This window comes from Streptomyces sp. NPDC015125, from assembly GCF_043080045.1.
GTDB lineage: Bacteria > Actinomycetota > Actinomycetes > Streptomycetales > Streptomycetaceae > Streptomyces.
Genome location: NZ_JBIBVF010000012.1, coordinates 159,282 through 178,167, shown reverse-complemented (window position 1 = coordinate 178,167; position 18,886 = coordinate 159,282). Strand labels below are relative to the sequence as shown.

Annotated in this window: 13 protein-coding genes; 6 read left to right on the top strand and 7 right to left on the bottom strand. The window is 69.7% G+C overall.

Annotated features, from left to right (window positions below):
- Positions 1-156: 156 nt before the first annotated feature.
- Positions 157-417 carry a hypothetical protein gene (locus ACF088_RS24635; protein ID WP_392377935.1) on the bottom strand — a complete coding sequence of 87 codons (261 nt, stop codon included), beginning with the start codon at positions 415-417 and terminating at the stop codon, positions 157-159.
- A gap of 101 nt (positions 418-518) precedes the next feature.
- Here ACF088_RS24635 and ACF088_RS24630 point away from each other — a divergent pair, with 101 nt between their 5' ends.
- Positions 519-1,502: a hypothetical protein gene (locus ACF088_RS24630; protein WP_392377934.1), complete on the top strand. Its 984-nt coding sequence runs from the start codon at positions 519-521 to the stop codon at positions 1,500-1,502.
- A 66-nt stretch (positions 1,503-1,568) separates the two neighbouring features.
- On the opposite strand, the gene ACF088_RS24625 is transcribed toward ACF088_RS24630, so the two are convergent.
- From ACF088_RS24625 to ACF088_RS24610, 4 genes are all read right to left on the bottom strand, one after another.
- Positions 1,569-7,094 carry a toxin glutamine deamidase domain-containing protein gene (locus ACF088_RS24625; protein WP_392377977.1) on the bottom strand — a complete coding sequence of 1,842 codons (5,526 nt, stop codon included), beginning with the start codon at positions 7,092-7,094 and terminating at the stop codon, positions 1,569-1,571.
- Between the two features lie 385 nt (positions 7,095-7,479).
- Positions 7,480-7,860, bottom strand: coding sequence for a hypothetical protein (locus ACF088_RS24620; RefSeq protein ID WP_392377933.1), 381 nt, complete (start codon positions 7,858-7,860; stop codon positions 7,480-7,482).
- 121 nt (positions 7,861-7,981) lie between these two features.
- A complete protein-coding gene (locus ACF088_RS24615) occupies positions 7,982-9,529 on the bottom strand; it encodes an ABC transporter substrate-binding protein (RefSeq protein ID WP_392377932.1) in 1,548 nt (515 codons plus the stop codon).
- 36 nt (positions 9,530-9,565) lie between these two features.
- A complete protein-coding gene (locus tag ACF088_RS24610; protein ID WP_392377931.1) occupies positions 9,566-11,548 on the bottom strand; it encodes a hypothetical protein in 1,983 nt (660 codons plus the stop codon).
- Positions 11,549-11,964: 416 nt separating this feature from the next.
- On the opposite strand from ACF088_RS24610, the gene ACF088_RS24605 reads away from it, so the two are divergent.
- The gene (locus tag ACF088_RS24605) at positions 11,965-12,852 is read left to right on the top strand and encodes an SDR family oxidoreductase (protein WP_392377976.1); all 888 of its coding nucleotides are present in this window, start codon (positions 11,965-11,967) and stop codon (positions 12,850-12,852) included.
- Between the two features lie 344 nt (positions 12,853-13,196).
- Here the strand turns inward: ACF088_RS24605 and ACF088_RS24600 are convergent, their stop codons facing one another.
- Entirely contained in the window at positions 13,197-13,490 is a 294-nt protein-coding gene (locus ACF088_RS24600) for a hypothetical protein (protein WP_392377930.1), read from the bottom strand.
- 597 nt (positions 13,491-14,087) lie between these two features.
- Between ACF088_RS24600 and ACF088_RS24595 the strand changes: the two genes are divergently transcribed.
- From ACF088_RS24595 to ACF088_RS24580, 4 genes are all read left to right on the top strand, one after another.
- Positions 14,088-15,074 (top strand): helix-turn-helix domain-containing protein, encoded by a 987-nt coding sequence (locus ACF088_RS24595; protein ID WP_392377929.1) that lies wholly within the window; start codon positions 14,088-14,090, stop codon positions 15,072-15,074.
- Positions 15,046-15,963, top strand: coding sequence for an aldo/keto reductase (locus tag ACF088_RS24590; RefSeq protein WP_392377928.1), 918 nt, complete (start codon positions 15,046-15,048; stop codon positions 15,961-15,963). Before ACF088_RS24595 ends, ACF088_RS24590 begins: the two co-directional genes overlap by 29 nt.
- 236 nt (positions 15,964-16,199) lie before the next feature.
- Positions 16,200-17,237, top strand: a complete 1,038-nt coding sequence (locus ACF088_RS24585) for an alpha/beta hydrolase (RefSeq protein WP_392377927.1) — start codon at positions 16,200-16,202, stop codon at positions 17,235-17,237.
- A 101-nt stretch (positions 17,238-17,338) separates the two neighbouring features.
- Positions 17,339-17,773, top strand: coding sequence for an SRPBCC family protein (locus ACF088_RS24580; RefSeq protein WP_392377926.1), 435 nt, complete (start codon positions 17,339-17,341; stop codon positions 17,771-17,773).
- A 25-nt stretch (positions 17,774-17,798) separates the two neighbouring features.
- On the opposite strand, the gene ACF088_RS24575 is transcribed toward ACF088_RS24580, so the two are convergent.
- Entirely contained in the window at positions 17,799-18,782 is a 984-nt protein-coding gene (locus ACF088_RS24575; RefSeq protein ID WP_392377925.1) for a LysR family transcriptional regulator, read from the bottom strand.
- Positions 18,783-18,886: the final 104 nt, after the last annotated feature.

Genomic DNA, 18,886 nt, shown 5'->3' with positions numbered 1-18,886 from the left:
GGACGGCCCGGCGTGTTCAATGCGGGACGCGATCCCTTTGCGCAGGCGCAGCGCCGAGGGTGAACCGCCAGGTCGGACGACGGGCGGGGGAGGCCCGAAGGGACCCGGCTGCGGAATCCACCGAGCTGAACGACCCGGAGTCGATCGCAAGAGCCCTCAGTCCCCGTCGACGCGCCCCGCCAGCGCATCCAGCAGGACGTCCCGCTGGAAGTGCAGCAGCTGCGCATTGCCCGCGTCGTCGGCCGCCGGATGGGCCGCGCCGGGGAGCGGGAGCACACTGCGCGGTTTGCCCGCCGCGAGCAGCCCTGCCGGGAAACCCAGGGTGTGCGCGGCGGCCACATTGTCGTGCGCGAGCTCGTGGACCAGCAGCAGCGGGCGGCGCAACAGGTGGCCGTGGCCGGCCAGTGAGGAGCGCACATGGTTCTCCGGCTGCTCGCCCCTGGAGTGCCCGCTACCCGATCGGCCAGGGGCATTACCTGTTCGGTCAGGGCGTTATCTGCTCGGCTAGGGTCCTTCCCATGAGTGAGGACATCGCCGGGCTGGTACGTCAACTGGCCGCCGTGGACCGGGATGAGCGCAGGGCAGCGACGGACCGGCTGGTCGCGCTCGGCGCCCCGGCCGTGGAGCACCTTCTGCCGCTGGTCGCCGACGGGGAAGGGACTGGGCGATCGGCCGCGGAGTCGTGCGTGCAGCGCCTCGGCGCCGCGGCGATCGAGCCCCTGAGGAGGGTGCGCAGCGCAGGCCCCGGCGGTCTGCGGTCGGCCGCACTCCGCATGCTCGCGAGCGTCGGCGGCGCCGATGCGCTGGCTCCCGCCGACCGGGCGGCCGTCGAGCGACTCGTAAGGATTAAGCTGCTGGACGAAACGCCCGGCGATCTTCCGGCGTGGTCCTGGGTGGCGGTGCCGCGGGCGGAAGTACAGGACATCGTGCGGGCGTTGGGGTTGCACGACGCGCGCCCCGTCACCACGGCTCTGGGTGTGTCCGCCGCCATCCACGAGGAGAATTCGCTCGACCATCTTTCCGCTGACGGTGCCACCACCACGGAATACCGCGTGTTCATCACTCCCGAATTCGACGGCTGGCGGCTCGTCTACGGTGCCGACTATCTCGACGACAACTGGGCACAGGTCATCGAAAAACTCAGCACCCGGTGCCGGGAAGCCCATTTCTACGCAGTGGACGAGCACAATGGCGCACGGGTGTGGTGGGTCGCGGAGAACGGGCAGGACAAGCGTGGCTACCGGACCTACGGAGATCCCGAATGGGTCGGCGAACCCATGGAATTCGAGCGGGACCTGATGCAGGACGAGGACGACGAACTGTACGACCCCGAAGAGGCCGAGGAGTACGCCGAAGGGGTCCGCGACCCGGAGGAGGTGGCGTCGTGGATCTCCATCCAGCCGACGACCGTCGAGGTGCTCGACCGGGTGGGCCATGGCTGGCTCGCTGTGACCAGCGCGGACGTCGGGCACGGCAGGTTCAGGGGCGCGCTGGACATCTGAGGGCCAGGACGGGTCCCGGTGCCGCTGCCCCCGTACGGGCGCGGCACCCGGGGCCGGGGAGGCAGGTCACCTCAGACTCGGCTGGATCTTCCGCCAGGTCGCATCCAGGTGATCGATGTGCCGGTCCATCTCCCGGACCATGGCCTGCTTCTCCTCCGTCGTCGAATTTTCCTTCCGCTTGCTGTATTCACGCTCAATGATCTTCTTGAGTTCCTTGCGCGCGTCCGCCTCACCGAGTTTCTGTGCTGCCGCGATTTCCTTGGCGGCCCGCTCGGCGGACTTGTCCGGGCGCGCGTTGATACGGTCGGCGATGTTCTGCTGCACATCGGCAGCGGTCATCTTGTCGACCTTCTTCTTCTCCGCGGTCTTCTCCGTATCGAGCTTCTTCTTCGCCGCGACATCGGCCGGGTCCGTGCGATAGGTCGTGCTGTAGTACACCTTTGTGCCGTCGAGTGTCTTGTCCCGCAGCACCGTGGAACACTTCGCATGGCCCTGCCCCATTCCGCAGGGCTCACGCTCCGTGTAAACGGACTTGGGCGTGTAGGTCCCGTCGCCTTGATTGACCCGCTTGAGCCATTCGGCGAGATGCTTTTCCGAGTGCCGGCCCGACACGTATTTCTCACCCACCGGCACCGAGGAGTCGGTGACGTAGTGCGTCTCGCCTCCGGGCAGCGGGCCCTCGACCTCCAGCACCGCATAGTTGCGGTCCGTGAGGTCGGGGCTGTTGTGCTTCAGGCTGGGGGGAATGGTGCCGAGCTTGAGGCCGTTGAGGAGTTTGTCGCTGCTCTTCCGGTGTCCTCGCACACCGAGCGATTCATCCGAGTTCTTGGCCGCACTGTCCGGGCTCTCCGCCTTGGGCTCACCCTCGCCCTTCTTGCGGTACGGCTTGTCGACGTTCTCCGGATTCTTTCCCACGCCGTGCTGTTCGTGGAATCCGACGCTGAGCCGGGCCAGGGACGAAACGACCGCCAGCCGTTCACCGCGCTCCAAGTCCTTGAAGCCGGGCAGCCGCTGCTCCAGATCGCTCTGGGTGAATGCGCGCGGCCCCTTTCCGGCATCGGGTGAAGAGGGAGTGGCATCACCGGTCGAGGCACGCAGAACCTGCGCCAGATTCCCGTCCTTGGCCCAACTGTCCAGATGGCTGTGGACGTTGTCGAGCGGGACGCGGTGTACGTCCCGGTCCCGCCGGAGTTCGTTCTGCAGTTTGTCCGGCGGAATCCCGTACTCCTTGGCTCCCTCCGCCTCCGCGTCGAGGGTGCGATCACCTTTCCGCTCCTGTTCGGAGGTATCGCTGTCCCCGCGGTCGTGCGGGTCGGAGTAGGGCTCCTTCTTGTCGACGTCCATCGCGTCGTCATCGCTCTTCGGTGGCGCCGACGACGATGGTGGTGACTGTGGCTGTGACGGTGAGGGGGAGTCGTCCAGTTTCAGCGCGGCGAGTCCGTGGTGGTCCGGCTCCGTTCGCGGCCTTTTGTGGCTGTTTCCGGGACCCGACGAGGACCCGGTGCCCGAGCCGGACGGCTGGTGGTCCGTGGGGGGCGGATCGCTGGCCTTCCGCTTCCCGCCGGGAGCTTCGGGGGTGGACTGCTCGTGCCCGTTCTCCTTCCGGTGCACGGGCTCGTGCCCGTTCCCCTGCCCGTGGCTGTGCGTTGGCTCGTGCCCGCGCACCGGGCCCTGCCCGTGCGCCGGCTCCGGCCCGTCCTGCTTCTGGTCGCCGTGGTCGCCGTGGTCGTCCTGGGCGTCCTGACCGCCGCGGCCGACCTGGGCGTTGTCCGGGGCGGGTGGTGTGTTGTCCGGGCCGGGTGTTGCGGTGTCCGTGCCCGAAGAGCTGCCGGAGTCGGCGTCCGGCGTGCCCTCCGCGGGTGTGTGGGGCGCGGTGTCACTCGCGTTGACGTCGTGGTTCCCGTGCGACTCGTGCGGGGCGTCACCGGCCGCCGGGTGGTCGGTGGGGCCCTTCGTGTTCGAGGTGGCGTGGTTGCCCTGTGACGGGTCGGATTCCTGTGATGGGTCGGAGTCGGCTGCCGGATCCTGAGCGGGATGCAGCGGGTTTCGATCGGCGTCCAGCGGGATGTAGAACACATCGGTGGCGCCCTTGGTGTTGATCGGCTGCTCGCTCACCTCGCCGCTCTGGGTGTCCACCCACACAATGCGGCCGTTGTGGTCGACGGCGTTGAACGCGTGGCCTCCGCCGCCGTCCCAGTTGACCTGCACGATCGCGGACGAGCCCGGACCGGCCTTCAGGAGATCCTGGGCGATCGCGGCGTGGCCGTCGGGGCTGGTGCCCGCATACGAGTGCGGCGCACCGGTCCAGCCGATGATGTTCTCGTTGGCGTCCGCCTCCGGCGACCAGTGGTCCGGGGTCCCGTCCGCAGCGAGATCCGGCGTACGGGGCGCCGAGACCTGAGGGTTTCCGTACCAGGTCTCAAGGAACGAGCGGCTGCAGTCGGCACAGTTGTTGGACCGTCCCGGCACATTCGTACCGCCGTCGTTCTGCAACTGGGACCAGCCCCCGAACGGATCGGGAAAGCGTTGGGGAGTGCCGTCGCCGTTACGAGGGATGGCGTCGACGAGTGCCTGCTGATCCGCGGTGTCGGGCGGCAACAGGCCGCCCGGCCCCTCGTGGATACCAGCGCGGATGTCATCGAGGGTGGGCCGGTCGTCCTGCGGGTGGGACTCGGCGTCCGAGGGGGAGTCTGCGTCTGAGGGGGAGTCTGCGTCTGAGTCCGCGTCTGTGTCCGCGTCTGCGTTTGGGTCCGGCTCAGGCGAGTCCTTGCCATCGGGGTCGGGATCGTCCCCGCGGGCGGCGTCGCTCGTGCTGTTGTCGTTCTTGATGTCGTCGGGCGGCGGCTGCTGCTGCTCGGCGTCCGGCGTCCGGTCGCCGTCCGTGTGGGGGGCCGGATGGTCCGTGGGGCGGGACTCGGGTGTATCCGTGCCGCGGTCGGGTGCGGGCGGTGCATCGTCGCTTCGCGGGGGCTGCGGACCGGGAGTGGGCTGTTCCGGAGTGTGTTGGCCGGAGCCGTGGTTCTCCGGTGCCGTGCTGGGCGGCGGAGTCTGCGGCTGGTGCGGCGACGCCTCGTCGCCGCGCGGCTGCTCGGTACGAGGCGGGTTGTCGCGCGGAGTCGTGGGCCGGGGACGCGAGGCGTGGTCGGGAGTGCCCGGGCGCTGGCGCGGCGGAGTACTGCGCGGATCGCCATGGGGCGCGGTGCGGGGGTCCCGGGTGGGCGTGCTGCGGTGTGAGGTGCCGTTGTCCGCCGGTGTGGAGCGCGGGGGCGCGGGGGCGGGCCGAGTGTCCGATGGAGCGTGGGCTCCGGCGGGGGCACTCGGGGTGGGCACGGGGACGCCGCCGCCCGTGGCCACACCGGGCGGCGCGGCGGCAGCCGCGGGGGTGGGCGAGGTCTGGGAGTGGGACGGATCGCTGCCGGTCTGCGACGTGTTCGGCACACCGGAGGGGGGCGCGAGCGTGGCCGCGCCGTCCCTGTGCATGGTGACGTCGCTGTCGTCGTGCGGCTGGTGAGGGCTGTGCTGCTGAGGTGAGCCGTACGAGGAAGCGGGGGAGGCGTTCGACGAAGCCGCATGAGGCATAGGAGCGGCCGAAGGCATCCCGACCCGGCTTCCGCTCGCGTTGCCGTTGTCGGCGCCGCCTCTGCTCCCGTTACCGCTGTCGCCGCTGTCGCCGCTGTCGCCGCTGTCGCCGCTGTCGTTCTGCGACGGCGAAGAGGAGGAGTCCGACCCCGTGGGGGTGTTGTCGGGTGCGGGCGAAGGAGACGAAGGAGACGAAGGAGAGGGGACATGCGCCTCCGGCCGGTTTCCCGAATCCGGGGATCGGTCGGGGGCCGGTGCGGCGTCCGGTGTCGTGTCCCGTGTGGTGTCCCGCTGTGTATCGGGCGTGGTGTCAGGCCCTTGGGCGGAAGGGGCGTGGGCGTGCGCAGGCTCCGGTGCGGCCGGGGGGTTGCCCTGAGGTGAGCCGGCGTCCGGGGTACCGCTCACGTCGGGACGGGCACTCTGGTCCGGGGACGGCCCCGCGCCGGAGTCCGGCCCGGTACCTGGCCCGGAATCGGTGGGGGGAGCCCCGTCCGGACGGGCCGAGGAGTCGGAGGGCGGCGGCGCATCGGGCCGGGACGGCCCGGCGTCAGGAGAGGGGCTTGCGTCGGGGGAGGAGCTCAAGTCGGGGGAGGGGCTTGAGTCAGGGGACGCCGAAGGGGAGGACGTTGAGAACGGGGACGCCGAGGATGAGGACGAGGGCGTCGGCGGCGTGGACGACGAGTGCGAGGAATCGGCCGGGGGACCCGACGGCGCGTCGCCGTCGCTCTGCGATGCGCGGTATCCCGCGTCGAACGGAGTCAGGTGTTCCGAAGACGGGGAGTCCGAATGCGAAGGTCCGGTCCGACCGCCGCCGTCCGGGGAAGGGCCGCCATCGGAAGCGGGGCCGCCGTGGGCGTCGGACGGAGAACCAGCGCTGCTGGGGGCTGAGTCGGCCGAAACGCCGGTGTCGCCGTCGGAGCTGCCGCCGTCCGAACCGCCGCTCGGTGAAGCGCCGCCACTGGACGATCCGTCACCACCCGAAGGACTACCCGAAGGACCACCCGAAGGACCACCCGAAGCGCCGCCCGGAGCACCACCCGACACCCCCGGGGAAGACGTCCCACCTGATGACGACGAGTCTCCCGAACCGGATTCCCCGGACCCGGAGGATCCCGCGGAAGACGCGGAAGACGGGGGCGACGCGGAAGACGAGTCCGCCCCCGAACTACCGCTGTCGGCGCCGCTGCTGGTCTCACTGCCGCTACCGGACGACCCCTTACCGGACCTTCCGTCCGGAGCCGCGGCGGAATCGTGCCCGGAATCTGTGTCGGAGCCGTGCCCCGCCGCCGAGTCCAGCCCGTTGCGGACGTGATGTCCGGCCTTGGCGCCCGCACCGTCACGCAGCGACTCGGCGAATGTCTGGCCGGAGTTCTTGAGCGCGTTGACGCCTTCCTCGGCGCCCTTGTTCACCGTACGGCCGACGTCGAAGCCGTTCTGCGCATCGAAGCTCATGTTCACGGACTGCGCGATGACGTCCGAGATCATGGCCTGCAGTGCCGAGACGGCGGGTTCCTTCGCCGTCTCCAGGACCGCGTCGAGAAGCTGCTTGGCGACCTCCTTGATGATCTTCCGCACGATCGCACGGGTCGCGGCGGTCGCTGCCACGGCCGCAGCCTCGGACAACCCGAAGGTGAACGGTGCCGCTGCTTGGGCCGCGATGATTTCCGCGGCGAGGATCGCCAACTGCGTGATCACCGCGACTTTCATCCCGATGACGAGTCCGGCCGCGGCGTCGAGAGCGGTCGCGATGGCGTTCGCGGCACTACGGGCGTCGGCGAAGTAGCCCGAGCCGCCTGCGAACTTCTCCCATGTGGTGTGGAAACCGTCGATGGAGTCGCCGGAGTTCTGCGACGTCACATTGCCGGCCGCCTTGACGCCTTGGTATTGGAGATCCTCCACCCCGGCCGCGAAGTCCCGCCACTTCTGGGCGGTTTCCATCAACTTGTCTTCGTCCGCCGTGGGCCAGTTGAACCCCAGCATTTCCAGGACCCATTCAAGTGCGTCCGGCAGCATCAACGACACGGCGGCGTTCCCCTTGGCTGATGTGATTCGGGTGGGTATGGAGGTTTGGTTACGTACGGAGGCTTGGGCACGTACGGAGGAGGTTCGGGTACGTACGGATCAAGGACTGCTGGCGGATGCCAGGACGGCGTCATCGAGGCAGAGCAGGAGCCGAGCCGGAGCGGGAGTTGAGGTGGCGGGAGCCGAGCGAGAGCAGGAGCCGAGCCGGAGCGGGAGTTGAGGCGGATCGGGAGCCGAGCGAGAGCGGGAATCGAGCGTGAGCGGGAATCGAGCGTGAGCGGGAATCGAGGCGGATCGGGAGCCGAGCGCGAGCGAGAGCCGACCCCGGCAAAAGGCGCGGGTGCCCGTCGGTGAACCGGGCCGGAGGCCGGAGAACCTAAACGCTGGGCCGCTTGACCTGGGCGATCAGCCGGCTCTCCGCTTCTTCGTTCGCCACATGCTGCTTCATCATGGACTCGTTGAAGTCTTCGTCGGCCTCGTGGTTCTTGGCCATGTTGGCCAACCCGCCGCCGATTTCCTGGAGCTTCGACGCCAGGTGGCCCATCGACTCGTACATGCCGTCCCGCAGACCCTCGTAGACGACGCCGAACTTCTCCCCCAGGTCGTCGTCCCCCCACGGTGGCGTGTCCTGGCCTTCGAGGGAGGTCAGGCCGTTCTGCAGCGTGTCGACGAGGGACTGGTAGTCCTTGCCGATCCGGTCGAAGTCGGTGCCGCCCGTACGCAACGACCCGATGTCCGCCTTGAGTCCGTCTGCCATCGAGTTCCCCTTGCCCGGGACGCCGCCATCGCCACGTCGGTATTGGAAAGTTTAACCACCAAGTTGACGCCGCCTCACGTGGTCTCGGCGTACGGGCGGCGCTCCCTTGCTCCGTCCCAGGTCACGGCACCAGGTAGGGCGGGCCGGGATCCTTGAGGGGCTCGGGCAGCCGGATCACGGGAACCGGCTTGTTGTGCGGCCAGCCGTGGGAGGCGTCGTCGAAGCTGAGCTCTCCGCCGGCCGCGGGAACGGTGCTCGCGTCATGCAGATTGGTGATTTCGTTGTAAACGTCCTGGACGTCGGGCGCTTCCTTGCCGGTCTGGCCGGTGACATTGCGAGTGGCCCAGATCGCGGTCAGCACGGCGTCGTGGTGCATGATCGCGTAGCCGTCATCCATCACCGAGTCGGGGAACTGCAGGTCCCGCAGGGCTTGGTGGAAGGGCTTGAAGCCGGACGGGGCATGGATGCCGCGGACCCACTGGGCGGGACTCGTCGCCGAGACGTCCAGAATGGTGATCTTGTTGTCCCTGAGCAGGCTCCGTATCTGCTGTCCCTGCGCGAACGCCCCGGTCGCCCCGGTCATCACCGTGATCGGCGCGTCGTGACCGCACTGGCTGCGGGTGGACAGGGCACGGACGAGATCGGCGAGATCGCGGTCGCGCCCGGCGTAGAAGATCACTTGCGCCTTGGTCAGGCAGATGTTGTTGACGGCGTTGTAGAAGAGTCGGGGGATGCCCGCGGGGTTGTGGCCGGTCGTGCCGACGAACGAGGCGCGCCGCCGGCCGATGTAGTCGCTGAATTCCTCGTCGAACGCCTTGCGCATGGTCTTGACGTAGTTGTCGTCCCTGCTGTCGAAGACGAGGTAGCCGCGGTGCCCCGCCAGCGGAGAGTGCTCCAGGTACTGACGGAGCGCCTTGGCGTAGTCGACGTTGGACGGCGACACCTTGAACAGACGCGGCGAGTTGAGGTCGGTGGCGGTCAGGACCGCACCGATCGCGGGGATCTTCAGCCGGCTGAGTTCGGTGGCCGCTGCCTGGGTCTCCGGGATGCTCACCCCCATGCCGGTGACCGCGACCAGGGGATGTTCGTCGTCGACCAGACCGGCCAATTGCCGTACCACCGGCTTCCAATGCGTCTCGTTACGGCCCTCATGGGCCAGGACGAGCTGGATCAGCGGTGTCTTGCCCTGGATACCGGTGGAGCTGGTCGTGGACAGTTCGGGGCAGGCATTCGCCCGGCACTGCGCGATGAAGGCACCCTCCAGCCCGGCGCGGATCTCCGCGAGGGGCAGCGCACTGGTGTCGCTCTCCGTCATCGGCATCAGGACGCCGACCTTGACGTAGGGCAGACGGCTCTTTCCGGGGGAGGGCTTCTCCCACTGGGCGCGGACGCGGCTGTTCTCCTGCGCGATCCGGTCGGTGATTCCCTTGAGACGGGGGTCGAAGGCGAAGGCCTTCTCCTCCGTGATGCCGACGCACTCCCGCTGCGGGCCGGTGCCGTCCCAGTGCAGCCCCGGCTGGCCCGCCGCACAGCTGGTGTCCTCCTTCACCGGCCACAGGAACCAGAGCCCGCCGGCTGCCAGCGCCAGCGCGAGTACGAGGGCGGCGATTCCTCGCCACCCCTTCCACCACGGGGGGAGTTCGTCGGCGGGTTGCGGGGGCAGATGCATGGTGCCGGCTCCTAGGGACGGGGTGCTGCAGTGTGCTCACACGTACTTCGCGGCCTCGTGCATGAGCCCGATCCGGCGGGGGACGGAGCGCATGGCAAGGTCTTGGAGCATCGCGTTGACGGTCCGATTGAGCTCGGGATTCGTGCCGGGCAGTCGGTTGCGGGGATCGGACGCCAGCCACAGCCCGACCACCAGCAGGGTCAGGGGCGTGTGCTCGGCGAACGAGCGGGGCGCGAGGCCGGCGGCCAACTGCTCCAGACGCAGCGTGGCCGACTGCTCAGGTAGCACCGGTTCACGAAGTGGCGCGGCGGTGATCGTGTACAGCTCGTACAGCCAGACGTCCGTGTCGGTGAGTTCGACCAGACGCCGGGCGAGATGCTCGATGACGTCGTCCACCCGGTGCAGTGCAAGGGAGTGGTACAGCACTTCCAACGGGTGGCCGTGGTGGGCGTGCCAGGTGCGCAACTGGCCGTGGACGGCCGTCCAGCGGTCCGGGCGGGTGGCCAGCTCCTGCAACAGCAGCAGGCGCAGCCATGGATGCAGGACGGAGCTGCCGCGCAACGGGTGCGGATGGATGCCTTCCAGATATCCGCAGCCCCGGCCACCGCGGGCCTCGGCATCCTGGGGGACCGGATCGGTCAGCCATAGCCTGGTCGCGACCACCCGGGCCAGCGAATCGCGGGTGTGCAACTGGAAGCGGTCGAGGAGTCCCGCGTCGCATGCGGCATCGAACTCGCGGGCGGCACAGCACTCGACGAGTGCACGGTGCTGGTCGTCGGTCAGGTCGCGCAGCAGGTGCTGCCGCGCCTCTTCTTCCAGCAGCGGTCCCTCGTCGGCGCCTTCCGCGGACGGCGCGGTGCCGGAGAGCACCGCGCGCAGCAGCTTCTCCGGGTCCTCGCGGCCCACAAGGCGTGCCGAGGCGGTGAGGAGTTGCCGGACGCTCCACGGATGCCCGTCGGTCAACCGGTGGGCGAGCAGCGGTGCCTCCGGCAGCCGTGCGGCGATGTTCGTGCCGAGTTGGGCGGTCTCGCCGGCCGTCAGGCCGCGCAGCTGGACGCAGTACCAGCGCCAGGACCGGTTCGGCGGCGGGTCCGGGATGGCCTGTTCCCAGTCGGCGTAGCAGGCCTGTTCGGGGGTGCGGAGCCGCACCCCTGCCGGTCCGGTGGCGAACATCGCCGGCACCCGGCCGACGTTCGACGCCGCGGCCACGGTCAGCAGCGGATCCGCTTGCCCGCTGGCGTCCCGGAGTTCCATGAGCAGATCCAGGAATTCGCGCCCGCCGGGAGCATCGATGTTGTCCAGCAGGACGACGCAGTTGCGGTCGCGTTGGCGGCGCGCGTACTCACCACGCAGATCGGCCAGGAATGCCTCGCACAGCCGCCGGTCCACCGTGGCACGGTCCGCCGGCTCCTCGCTCTTGCTCAGCTGGTTGAGTTCGACAAGCGCGTCCAAGGCGGCCAACGGGCCGGCGTACCAGGCGAATCCGGTGTGCCGGGTCACCCGCAGCGGCATGCTGGGCGGCTGCCGGATGAGGCTGGCCAGCAGGCTGACGCCGGGGATCCGGACCAGGTTGAGGTCCTGCAGCAACCCGGCCACCGCGGCGACCCGGTCACCTGCGGCGTGGGGCTCCTGGGGCCCGCGCAGCGCCTGGCGCAACTGCTTCTTGGCCCGCTCGGGATCCGTCGCGTCCAACGACAGCTCGGGGGCCACCACGGCCAGTCCCAGCGTCAGCCGGGGGAAGACCAAAGGCGTCTGCCGGGGAAAGCGGTGCGACAGCCCGTACGCCAGACGGCCGGCGACCTCATGGGGCCTGCGGGGCGTGGCGGAGCCGAAGTCGAAATACGCGTGCGGGCGTCGTGATCCGAGGTAGCCGAGCCAGTTCAGTGTGGCGGTCTTGCCGCTGCCACGCGGTCCGACGAGGACGATGGTGGGGAGCCCGCGCCCGCCGGCAGCGGTTTTGCCGTCTTGCAGCCGAGTGCGGCACTCCTCGTACAGGGCCTCGATGCCCTGTATCCCCAACGGGCGTTCCTTCACGCTGTTCGGCCCCCCGTGAAGACAGCGACTGCGATGACAGTGGCTGTGATGTCAGCGACGGCAGTCGCCGGCTGATTACAGAAGGTTGGCATGCGTACGCACAACGTGCCACCCGTTCGCGCAAGGTACCGAAATGCGGTCCGCCGCACGGATGATGACGGCCCGGAACCGCGTGCGTGCCGGGTGGAGCCGAACGGCGTGTCCCGCGGTGTGCGGCCCGGAACCACGGCTGCCTGCTGCGCGGCGCGCGCCGTTGCCCCGGCGCGCCTACGGTGAAAGGACAGGTGGTTGCCGGTTGAGGGGACCGGTGTCTGCCGGTGTCTGCCGGCGAGGGGGCCGGTGTCCGAACGATCGCTTGTCATCAGGAGTGCTCGATGCGCTACTCGCCGCGACCGCGTTCGATGACCCGCTCGGGCCGACCGGATGCTCTGCACGGCCGCACCGCGGTGGTGACCGGAGCGGCGCGTGGTCTGGGGAAAGAAATCGCCCGCGAGCTGGCCCGGCGAGGGGCACGGGTGGCCCTGCTGGGGCGGGAGGAAGCGGCACTGCGCCGCGTGGCATCGTGCCTTCCGGCGGAAGCGCGCTGCTGGGGAGTCGATGTCACCGACGACGATGCCATGCGGCAGGTCGGGGAGGAGGTCCACGACCGCCTGGGGCCGGCGTCCATCGTCGTGGCGAACGCGGGGATCGCCGAAGGCGGGCCCTTCGCCGAATCCGACCCGGCAACCTGGCGCCGGGTGATCGAGGTCAACCTGACCGGCAGCGCGATCACCGCGCGTTCCTTCCTGCCGGACCTGCTCGCCTCACACGGATACTTCCTGCAGATCGCCTCGTCGGCCTCCATCGGAGCCGCTCCCCTGATGAGCGCCTACTGCGCTTCCAAGGCCGGGGTGGAATCGTTCACGCACTCGCTGCGCGCCGAACTCGCCCCTCAGCGCGTGGGCGTCGGAATCGCCTATCTGAACTGGACCGACACCGACATGATCCGGGACGCGGACCAGCACCCTGTGCTGCGCGAGCTCCGCGCCCACATGCCGCCGCCCGCGAGGAAGGTCTACTCGGCCGGGTGGGTCGCCGCCCGGCTGGTCACCGCCGTGGAACGCCGCGCCGTTGCCGTCTACGTACCGGCCTGGCTCCGTGCGGCACAGGTGGCACGTGCCGCCCTGCCGGCCGTCGTCACCCGGCTCTCACGGCGGGAACTCCCTCGGCTGGCCGCCCGCACTCCCTTCGAGGCGACCGGACTCCTGGGCGCCGGTGGCCACGCCGACGAAGCACACCGCCGTCCGTGAGCACCTCGGACGTGCTGGTCTTGCGGCGGGTCGCTCGCCGAGCGGACCGGTCGGAGGACAGGTTGGCGATCGCGAGGCGGGTCTGAGCGTGGGTCTCGCGGCGACCGGTGAACCGCTGGGGTGGGCGCGCGCCACTGTTTGCACGTGGGCGCCACTGCTCGAACGCGCACAGGCTCCGTCCCTCGATGTCGTAGGAGTGCCCCAGCGGTCCTGACACCTCTGGTGTGTTGCGGTGCTCATGAGCCGATGGTCGAACCCCGACGCAGGGGCAAGGAGCAAGCGGGCTCTCCTCCGGTGGGACCGGAGCCGTCAAGAGATGTGGGTGATGGGCCCGGCCCGGACCGTCATTCCTCCAGCACGCCGGTGACCAGCAGCCGCAGCGACCTGGCAAGCCGTCGGGCCTCTCCGTGCCCCAGCAGGTGCACGATCGGCCCGTGCTGCAGTGCGCCAAGCAGGACATGGGCCAGCAACTCGGCGTCCAGGCCGGGACGTGCTTCGGCGAGCAGCCCACTGATGTGGCCGTGCCAGAACCCGTAGACCGAGTGCTGTTCGCGCGAGTCCTCCTGGGTGTCGCGGGAGGCTGTCGCCGCCTGGCCGAGAGCGGCCAGCAGGCCCTTGTTGCGGCCGACCACGTCCACGACCGCGTCGAGGAAGGCCAGCAGCCGCTCCCTGGGAGGGGCGCCCGGGCCCAGCGGCGGGGGGGGCCGAGCGTGACCGATTCACGCAGGGAGAGGGCACGTTCCAGCATGAGCTCCCGCACCAGGCCCGCGCGGTTGCCGAAGCGGTGGAACACCGTGCCCGCGCGACCACGGCGTCGAGCCGCAGCAGCAGGGCGCCGTCGGCGGGCAGTTCCACCTCGGCGAGCCTGGCCGGATCCGTCACCCGGACATGGTCCAGCCCGAGCCGGCCGGCCTCGGCGGTCCAGCGTCCGGGCCGGCGAGCAGGACCAGACCGAGGCCGGCGAAGTCAATCGGCGACGTCCGGCGTGCTTCTCCACCAACACCGGGATCAGTCCCTCGTGTTGCAGCACCAGTGCGGCGGTCAGCCCCCGCGATCCCTCCGCCGCAGATCAGGACCGGAACCCGTGGGGTCAAGGGAACTCCTCGGTGTGGTGTGTGCGCGGGCCGATCGAGTCGACGCTCCGGTGAACACGCAGGCGTGGCCATGCAGATGGGCACCAGGGTGGGTGCACGCCACCCACGTTCCTCGTGGTGCGCGCAGTTAGCGTGCAGCACATGAGCAGCAAAGACCTGGGTGACTTCCTGCGTGCCCGCCGCGATCTCATCTCCCCGGGTGAGGTGGGACTCGTGTCCCACACCGTGCGCCGGGTCAAGGGGCTGCGGCGCGAGGAAGTCGCGCTTCTGGCCGGCGTGAGCACCGACTACTACATGCGGCTGGAGCAGGGCCGCGAACGGCATCCTTCGGATCAGGTGCTGGACGCACTCGCCCGTGCCCTGCGCCTGGACGAGGCCGCGGCAGCGCATCTGTTCCGGCTTGCTCTGCCGGCACCGCAGACCGCTCCGTCGGCCCCTGCAGCGGAGGTGAGCCCGCAGCTCGCGGAGCTGATGGACCACTTCGTGGAGGTTCCGGCATGTGTGGTGAGCCCGGCCCTGGACTTCCTGGCCGTCAATCCGGTGGCCCGCCAGCTGTACTGCAGCTTCGCAGCCATCGACAATCTTCAGCGAATGATCTTCCTGGATCCGGCCGCCCGGGAGTTCTACCTGGACTGGGACCACGCTGCGCAAGGGGCCGTCGGAAACCTGCGGGCACTGTCATCCCCGTTTCCCGACGATCCGCGCGTGACCGAGGTCATCGGGCAGCTGTCGCGGCACAGTCCGGCGTTCGCCACCCTCTGGGCCCGCTACGAAGTGCGGCCCCGCACCAGCGAGGACAAGCGCCTGTGGCACCCGCAGGTCGGCGAACTGCGCCTGCATTACCAAGCCTTCACCGTCACCGGCGCTCCCGGCCAGCAGCTGTTCGTCTACTCCGCCCGGCCCGGCAGCGCAAGCGCCGACTCGCTGCGCCTGCTGCGATCGCTCGCCGCGGACGAGACGGCCGGTGGCACACCGCACCGGCCGGCCCAGGACGGCACGCCCCGGACGAGCCGGACGAGCCCGGCACCCACCGAAGAAAACGAGGCATACACCCATGAGGGATACGGCCATGAGGGATACACCCATGAGGCATACACCCATGACGACCAGCACCCCGATCGCACCTGACTCCGGCACCTTCGACATCGCCGGGAAGAAGGTGGTCAGGCTCGGCTTCGGCGCGATGCGGCTGACCGGACGCGGCATCTGGGGCGAGCCGGACGACCGCGCCGAGTGCATCCGGGTGGTGCGCCGCGCTCTGGAACTGGGCGTCCAACTGATCGACACCGCCGACTCCTATGGCCCCTACATCAGCGAGGAGATCATCCGGGAGGCCGTCCACCCCTACCCCGATGACGTCCTGATCGCCACCAAGGCCGGCCTGACCCGCAACGGCCCCGATGTCATCGAGACGGCACAGGGCCCGGTACGCCTCGGCCCCCGAGCGTGGCCGCCCGTGGGACGTCCTGCATACCTGCGGCAGCAAGCCGAGATGAGCCTGCGGCGGCTCGGCCTGGACCACATCGACCTGTTCCAGTTGCACCGCGTCGACCCCGGGGTTCCGCTGGAGGAACAGGTCGGCGAGCTGAAGAACCTCCAGGACGAGGGCAAAATCGTCGCGATCGGCCTGTCCCAGGTGACCGTTGACCAGATCGAGCAGGCACGGCGCATCGCCCCGATCGCCACCGTCCAGAACCGCTACAACCTCACCGACCGCTCCAGCGAGGACGTCCTGGAGTACTGCGCCCGAGAAGGCATCGGCTTCATGCCGTGGGCACCCGTCTCCGCCGGGGAACTCGCCCGGCCGGGCGGGCCGGTGGACCACCTGGCCCGCCGCCACGACGCCACACCGGCACAGGTGGCACTGGCCTGGCTGCTGGCCCGTAGCGACAACATGCTGCCCATTCCGGGCACTTCCCGCGTCACCCATCTTGAGCAGAACCTCGCCGCCGCACATCTCACGCTCGGCCCGGACGAGATCATCATGCTGACGAATGCCGGGCAGGAGACGGCGTGAACGGTCGCTCGACCGTGCCCGCGGGCGTGTCCTGCGACCAGGCCACAGCCCTGCTGCACAGCCTGCCCCAGAGCCGCCGAACAGCGCCCTGAGCAGCGTTCCGAGCACCCGTTCCGAGCCGGTCGGAGCAGCCCGAAGCCTCGGCACCCACCCGCACAGGCGCAGCCCGTGCAGGCCCCACACCGATGGCTCACACCTCCCCTCTGCACACAATGACCCACGAACGAGAAGGTCTCATGTCTCCTCACACTGCCCCCCAGCTCTTCTGGGCCGGCACCCCCGTCAGGACCTCACGCCGCGGGCACTTCTGGATCCCGGGTGAACGTGTCACCGGTGACCACGGCAGCTACCAGCGCGGGCCGATGTTCGTCGCTTGGGAGGCCCCTGAGAAGGTGACTCAGCCCTACCCCGTCATCCTCGTGCACGGCGGAACCCTTCAAGGCACCGAGTGGCTCGACACCCCCGACGGACGGCCTGGCTGGGCCCAGCGCCTGGTCGAGGCCGGGTACGCGGTCCTCGTCGTCGACCGTCCCGGACACGGCCGTTCGCCCTACCACGGCGACATCATCGGCCCCATGGGACAGCCGTTCTCCTACGAGGAGGGCCGGCGTGTCTTCTTCCCGTCCGAGACCGCCGAAGCGCAGACCCAGTGGCCTTTCGACCCGGCCGACGACGATGCCTGGGATGCCTTCATCGCCCCGTTCGGGCCGCTGCCTGCCGACCTTGCCGCTTCTCAGGAGATGGATGCCGACCGGCTCGCCCGCCTGCTGGACCGGATCGGCCCCGCCATCGTGATGACCCACTCCGCCTCCGGCCCCGACGGCTGGCTGCTGGCCGACCGGCGCCCCGGCCACATCGCCGCCATCGTCAGCGTCGAACCCATGGGGCCACCCTTCGCCGAGACCCACGGCATCGGCACGCTCCATTGGGGCTTGACGGCAGCCCCGCTCACCTACGACCCGCCGCGCACCACTGCCGACGAGGTCGCCGCCGCCGACCCCGCGACGCTCCGTATACCCGCCCTGGCCGGCGTCCCGGTGGCGGTGGTCACCGGGGAGACCGCAGTCTTCGCCACCTATGCACCGGCAATCGTCGACTTCCTCACCACGGCCGGCGCAGCCGCGGAACACCTCCACCTGCCCGACCACGGCATCCACGGCAACGGCCACGGCCTGATCTACGAGTCCAATTCCGACCAAGCCCTGCAGCCGGTCCTCCGGTGGCTGGACGAAAACACCACCGGCCCCCGGACACGAACCGGACCGACCTCGTAACCCCGCCGAACGTGCCCGGTCACCGCACACCACCGCACCGGCCGGATGGTCCACACCACCTGGCCCTCTCGCACCGAAAGCCCGACCTCCAAGGACTCCCCATGCCCGAAACACGTGCCAGCGCTGTGATACCGGCCGACGCCACCGCCGTGTGGCGCCTCATCCGGGACTTCAACGGTCTGCCCGCCTGGCAACCCGGCGTCACGCGCAGCGCACTGCGGGACGGGGATGCCCCCGACCGCGTCGGCAGCGTCCGCACCCTCACGCTCCTCAGCGGAGAGAAGGTCTCGGAGAGCCTTGTCGCGCTCGATGACCACACACGGTCGCTGACCTATGACATCGTCGAATCCCCGTACCCCGTGCAGAGCTACCGCTCCACCCTGCGCGTCATCCCGCTGACCAGCACCGGCGAATCCGTCGTCGAATGGACCCTGACCTTCGACTGCGCCCCTGCCGTCGCCGAAGAACTGACCGGAGCATTCAAGGGCGGCGTGTTCGCCCCTGGCCTGCGCGGCCTGGCCGACTACTTCACCTGACGGGCACACCGGAGAATCGGTCGGCTTATCGGTCCGGCCGGTGGGAATCCGCGCCCGGTCGGTGGGAGTCCGCGTCCGGTCGGTGGGAGTCCGCGTCCGGTCGGTGGGAGTCCGTGCCCGACCAACGCCCGCGCAGCGCCGCCAAGGTGGCGTGAACAGCAGGCCTGCGGTCGGCCTGGGAGCGCCAGACGGCCGACAGCCGGCGGGAGGGCGCGGGCTGCATCGGGACGACACGGACTGTGGGCGGCAGGGCACCGCGGCCGAGCCGGGGCAGCATGGCCACGCCCAAACCCGCCGCCAGCAACGATATGTGGGATTCGAGCTCCCCGACCTTGTAGGCAAGGTTCGGTTCGATGCCGAGATCGGAGAAGGAACGCACCAGCCACTCATGGCACATGGCCCCCGGGCCATGCCCGATCCAGCGTTCCAGCCGTAGGTCGTACGGGGTCACCACGTCCCGGTCGGCGAGCGGGTGCCCTTCGGGCAGGACCACGTCGGCGATGTCCTCACCCAGCTCGGCGACGGACAGCGAGGCGGGAAGTGTCAGCGGGGTGTTGTGCCAGTCGTGCACGACCGCGAGATCCGCCTCACCCCGTACGACAAGGCTGATGGCGACGTTGGGGTCACACTCCACCAGCCGGCAGTCCAGGGCGCGGTGGCGCCCGGCGAGATCGGCGAGCGAGGCGGCGGCGAAGCCCCGGCAGGCGGTGGGGAACGTCGCGAGCACCAGCCGACCCGTGGGCTGGTCACGCTGTTCCTCCAGCCGCGAACGGGTCCGCTCCAGCACCGTCATGACCTCGTCCGTCGCCTCCGCGAGCAGCCAGGCCGCGGAGGTGAGTTCCACCTTGCCGCCGTGCCGGTCGAGCAGCGGGGAGCCGGTCTCGCGCTCCAGCTTGGCGATCTGCTGGGAGACGGCGGACGGCGTGTAGCCCAGAGCGGCGGCTGCACCCGTCACCGAGCCGTGAGTGGCCACGGCACGCAGCGCACGCAGGCGATTGAGGTCGAACATGAAGCGATGCTAATACCCCACCTTCAGAAACCTTCGCTGGCCCTTTCGGACGGCGGCTGTTGTGATGGGACATCCCGAAGAAGCGCTTCCCAGGAGTAATTGAC

What these genes read in the sequence shown, in the direction of transcription:
- ACF088_RS24605 (WP_392377976.1), top strand. Translation starts at nt 11,965, where the DNA reads ATGACCCGCTCGGGCCGACCGGATGCTCTGCACGGCCGCACCGCGGTG.
- ACF088_RS24630 (WP_392377934.1), top strand. Translation starts at nt 519, where the DNA reads ATGAGTGAGGACATCGCCGGGCTGGTACGTCAACTGGCCGCCGTGGAC.
- ACF088_RS24575 (WP_392377925.1), bottom strand. Translation starts at nt 18,782, where the DNA reads ATGTTCGACCTCAATCGCCTGCGTGCGCTGCGTGCCGTGGCCACTCAC.
- ACF088_RS24625 (WP_392377977.1), bottom strand. Translation starts at nt 7,094, where the DNA reads ATGCTGCCGGACGCACTTGAATGGGTCCTGGAAATGCTGGGGTTCAAC.
- ACF088_RS24595 (WP_392377929.1), top strand. Translation starts at nt 14,088, where the DNA reads ATGAGCAGCAAAGACCTGGGTGACTTCCTGCGTGCCCGCCGCGATCTC.
- ACF088_RS24580 (WP_392377926.1), top strand. Translation starts at nt 17,339, where the DNA reads ATGCCCGAAACACGTGCCAGCGCTGTGATACCGGCCGACGCCACCGCC.
- ACF088_RS24590 (WP_392377928.1), top strand. Translation starts at nt 15,046, where the DNA reads ATGACGACCAGCACCCCGATCGCACCTGACTCCGGCACCTTCGACATC.
- ACF088_RS24615 (WP_392377932.1), bottom strand. Translation starts at nt 9,529, where the DNA reads ATGCATCTGCCCCCGCAACCCGCCGACGAACTCCCCCCGTGGTGGAAG.
- ACF088_RS24585 (WP_392377927.1), top strand. Translation starts at nt 16,200, where the DNA reads ATGTCTCCTCACACTGCCCCCCAGCTCTTCTGGGCCGGCACCCCCGTC.
- ACF088_RS24620 (WP_392377933.1), bottom strand. Translation starts at nt 7,860, where the DNA reads ATGGCAGACGGACTCAAGGCGGACATCGGGTCGTTGCGTACGGGCGGC.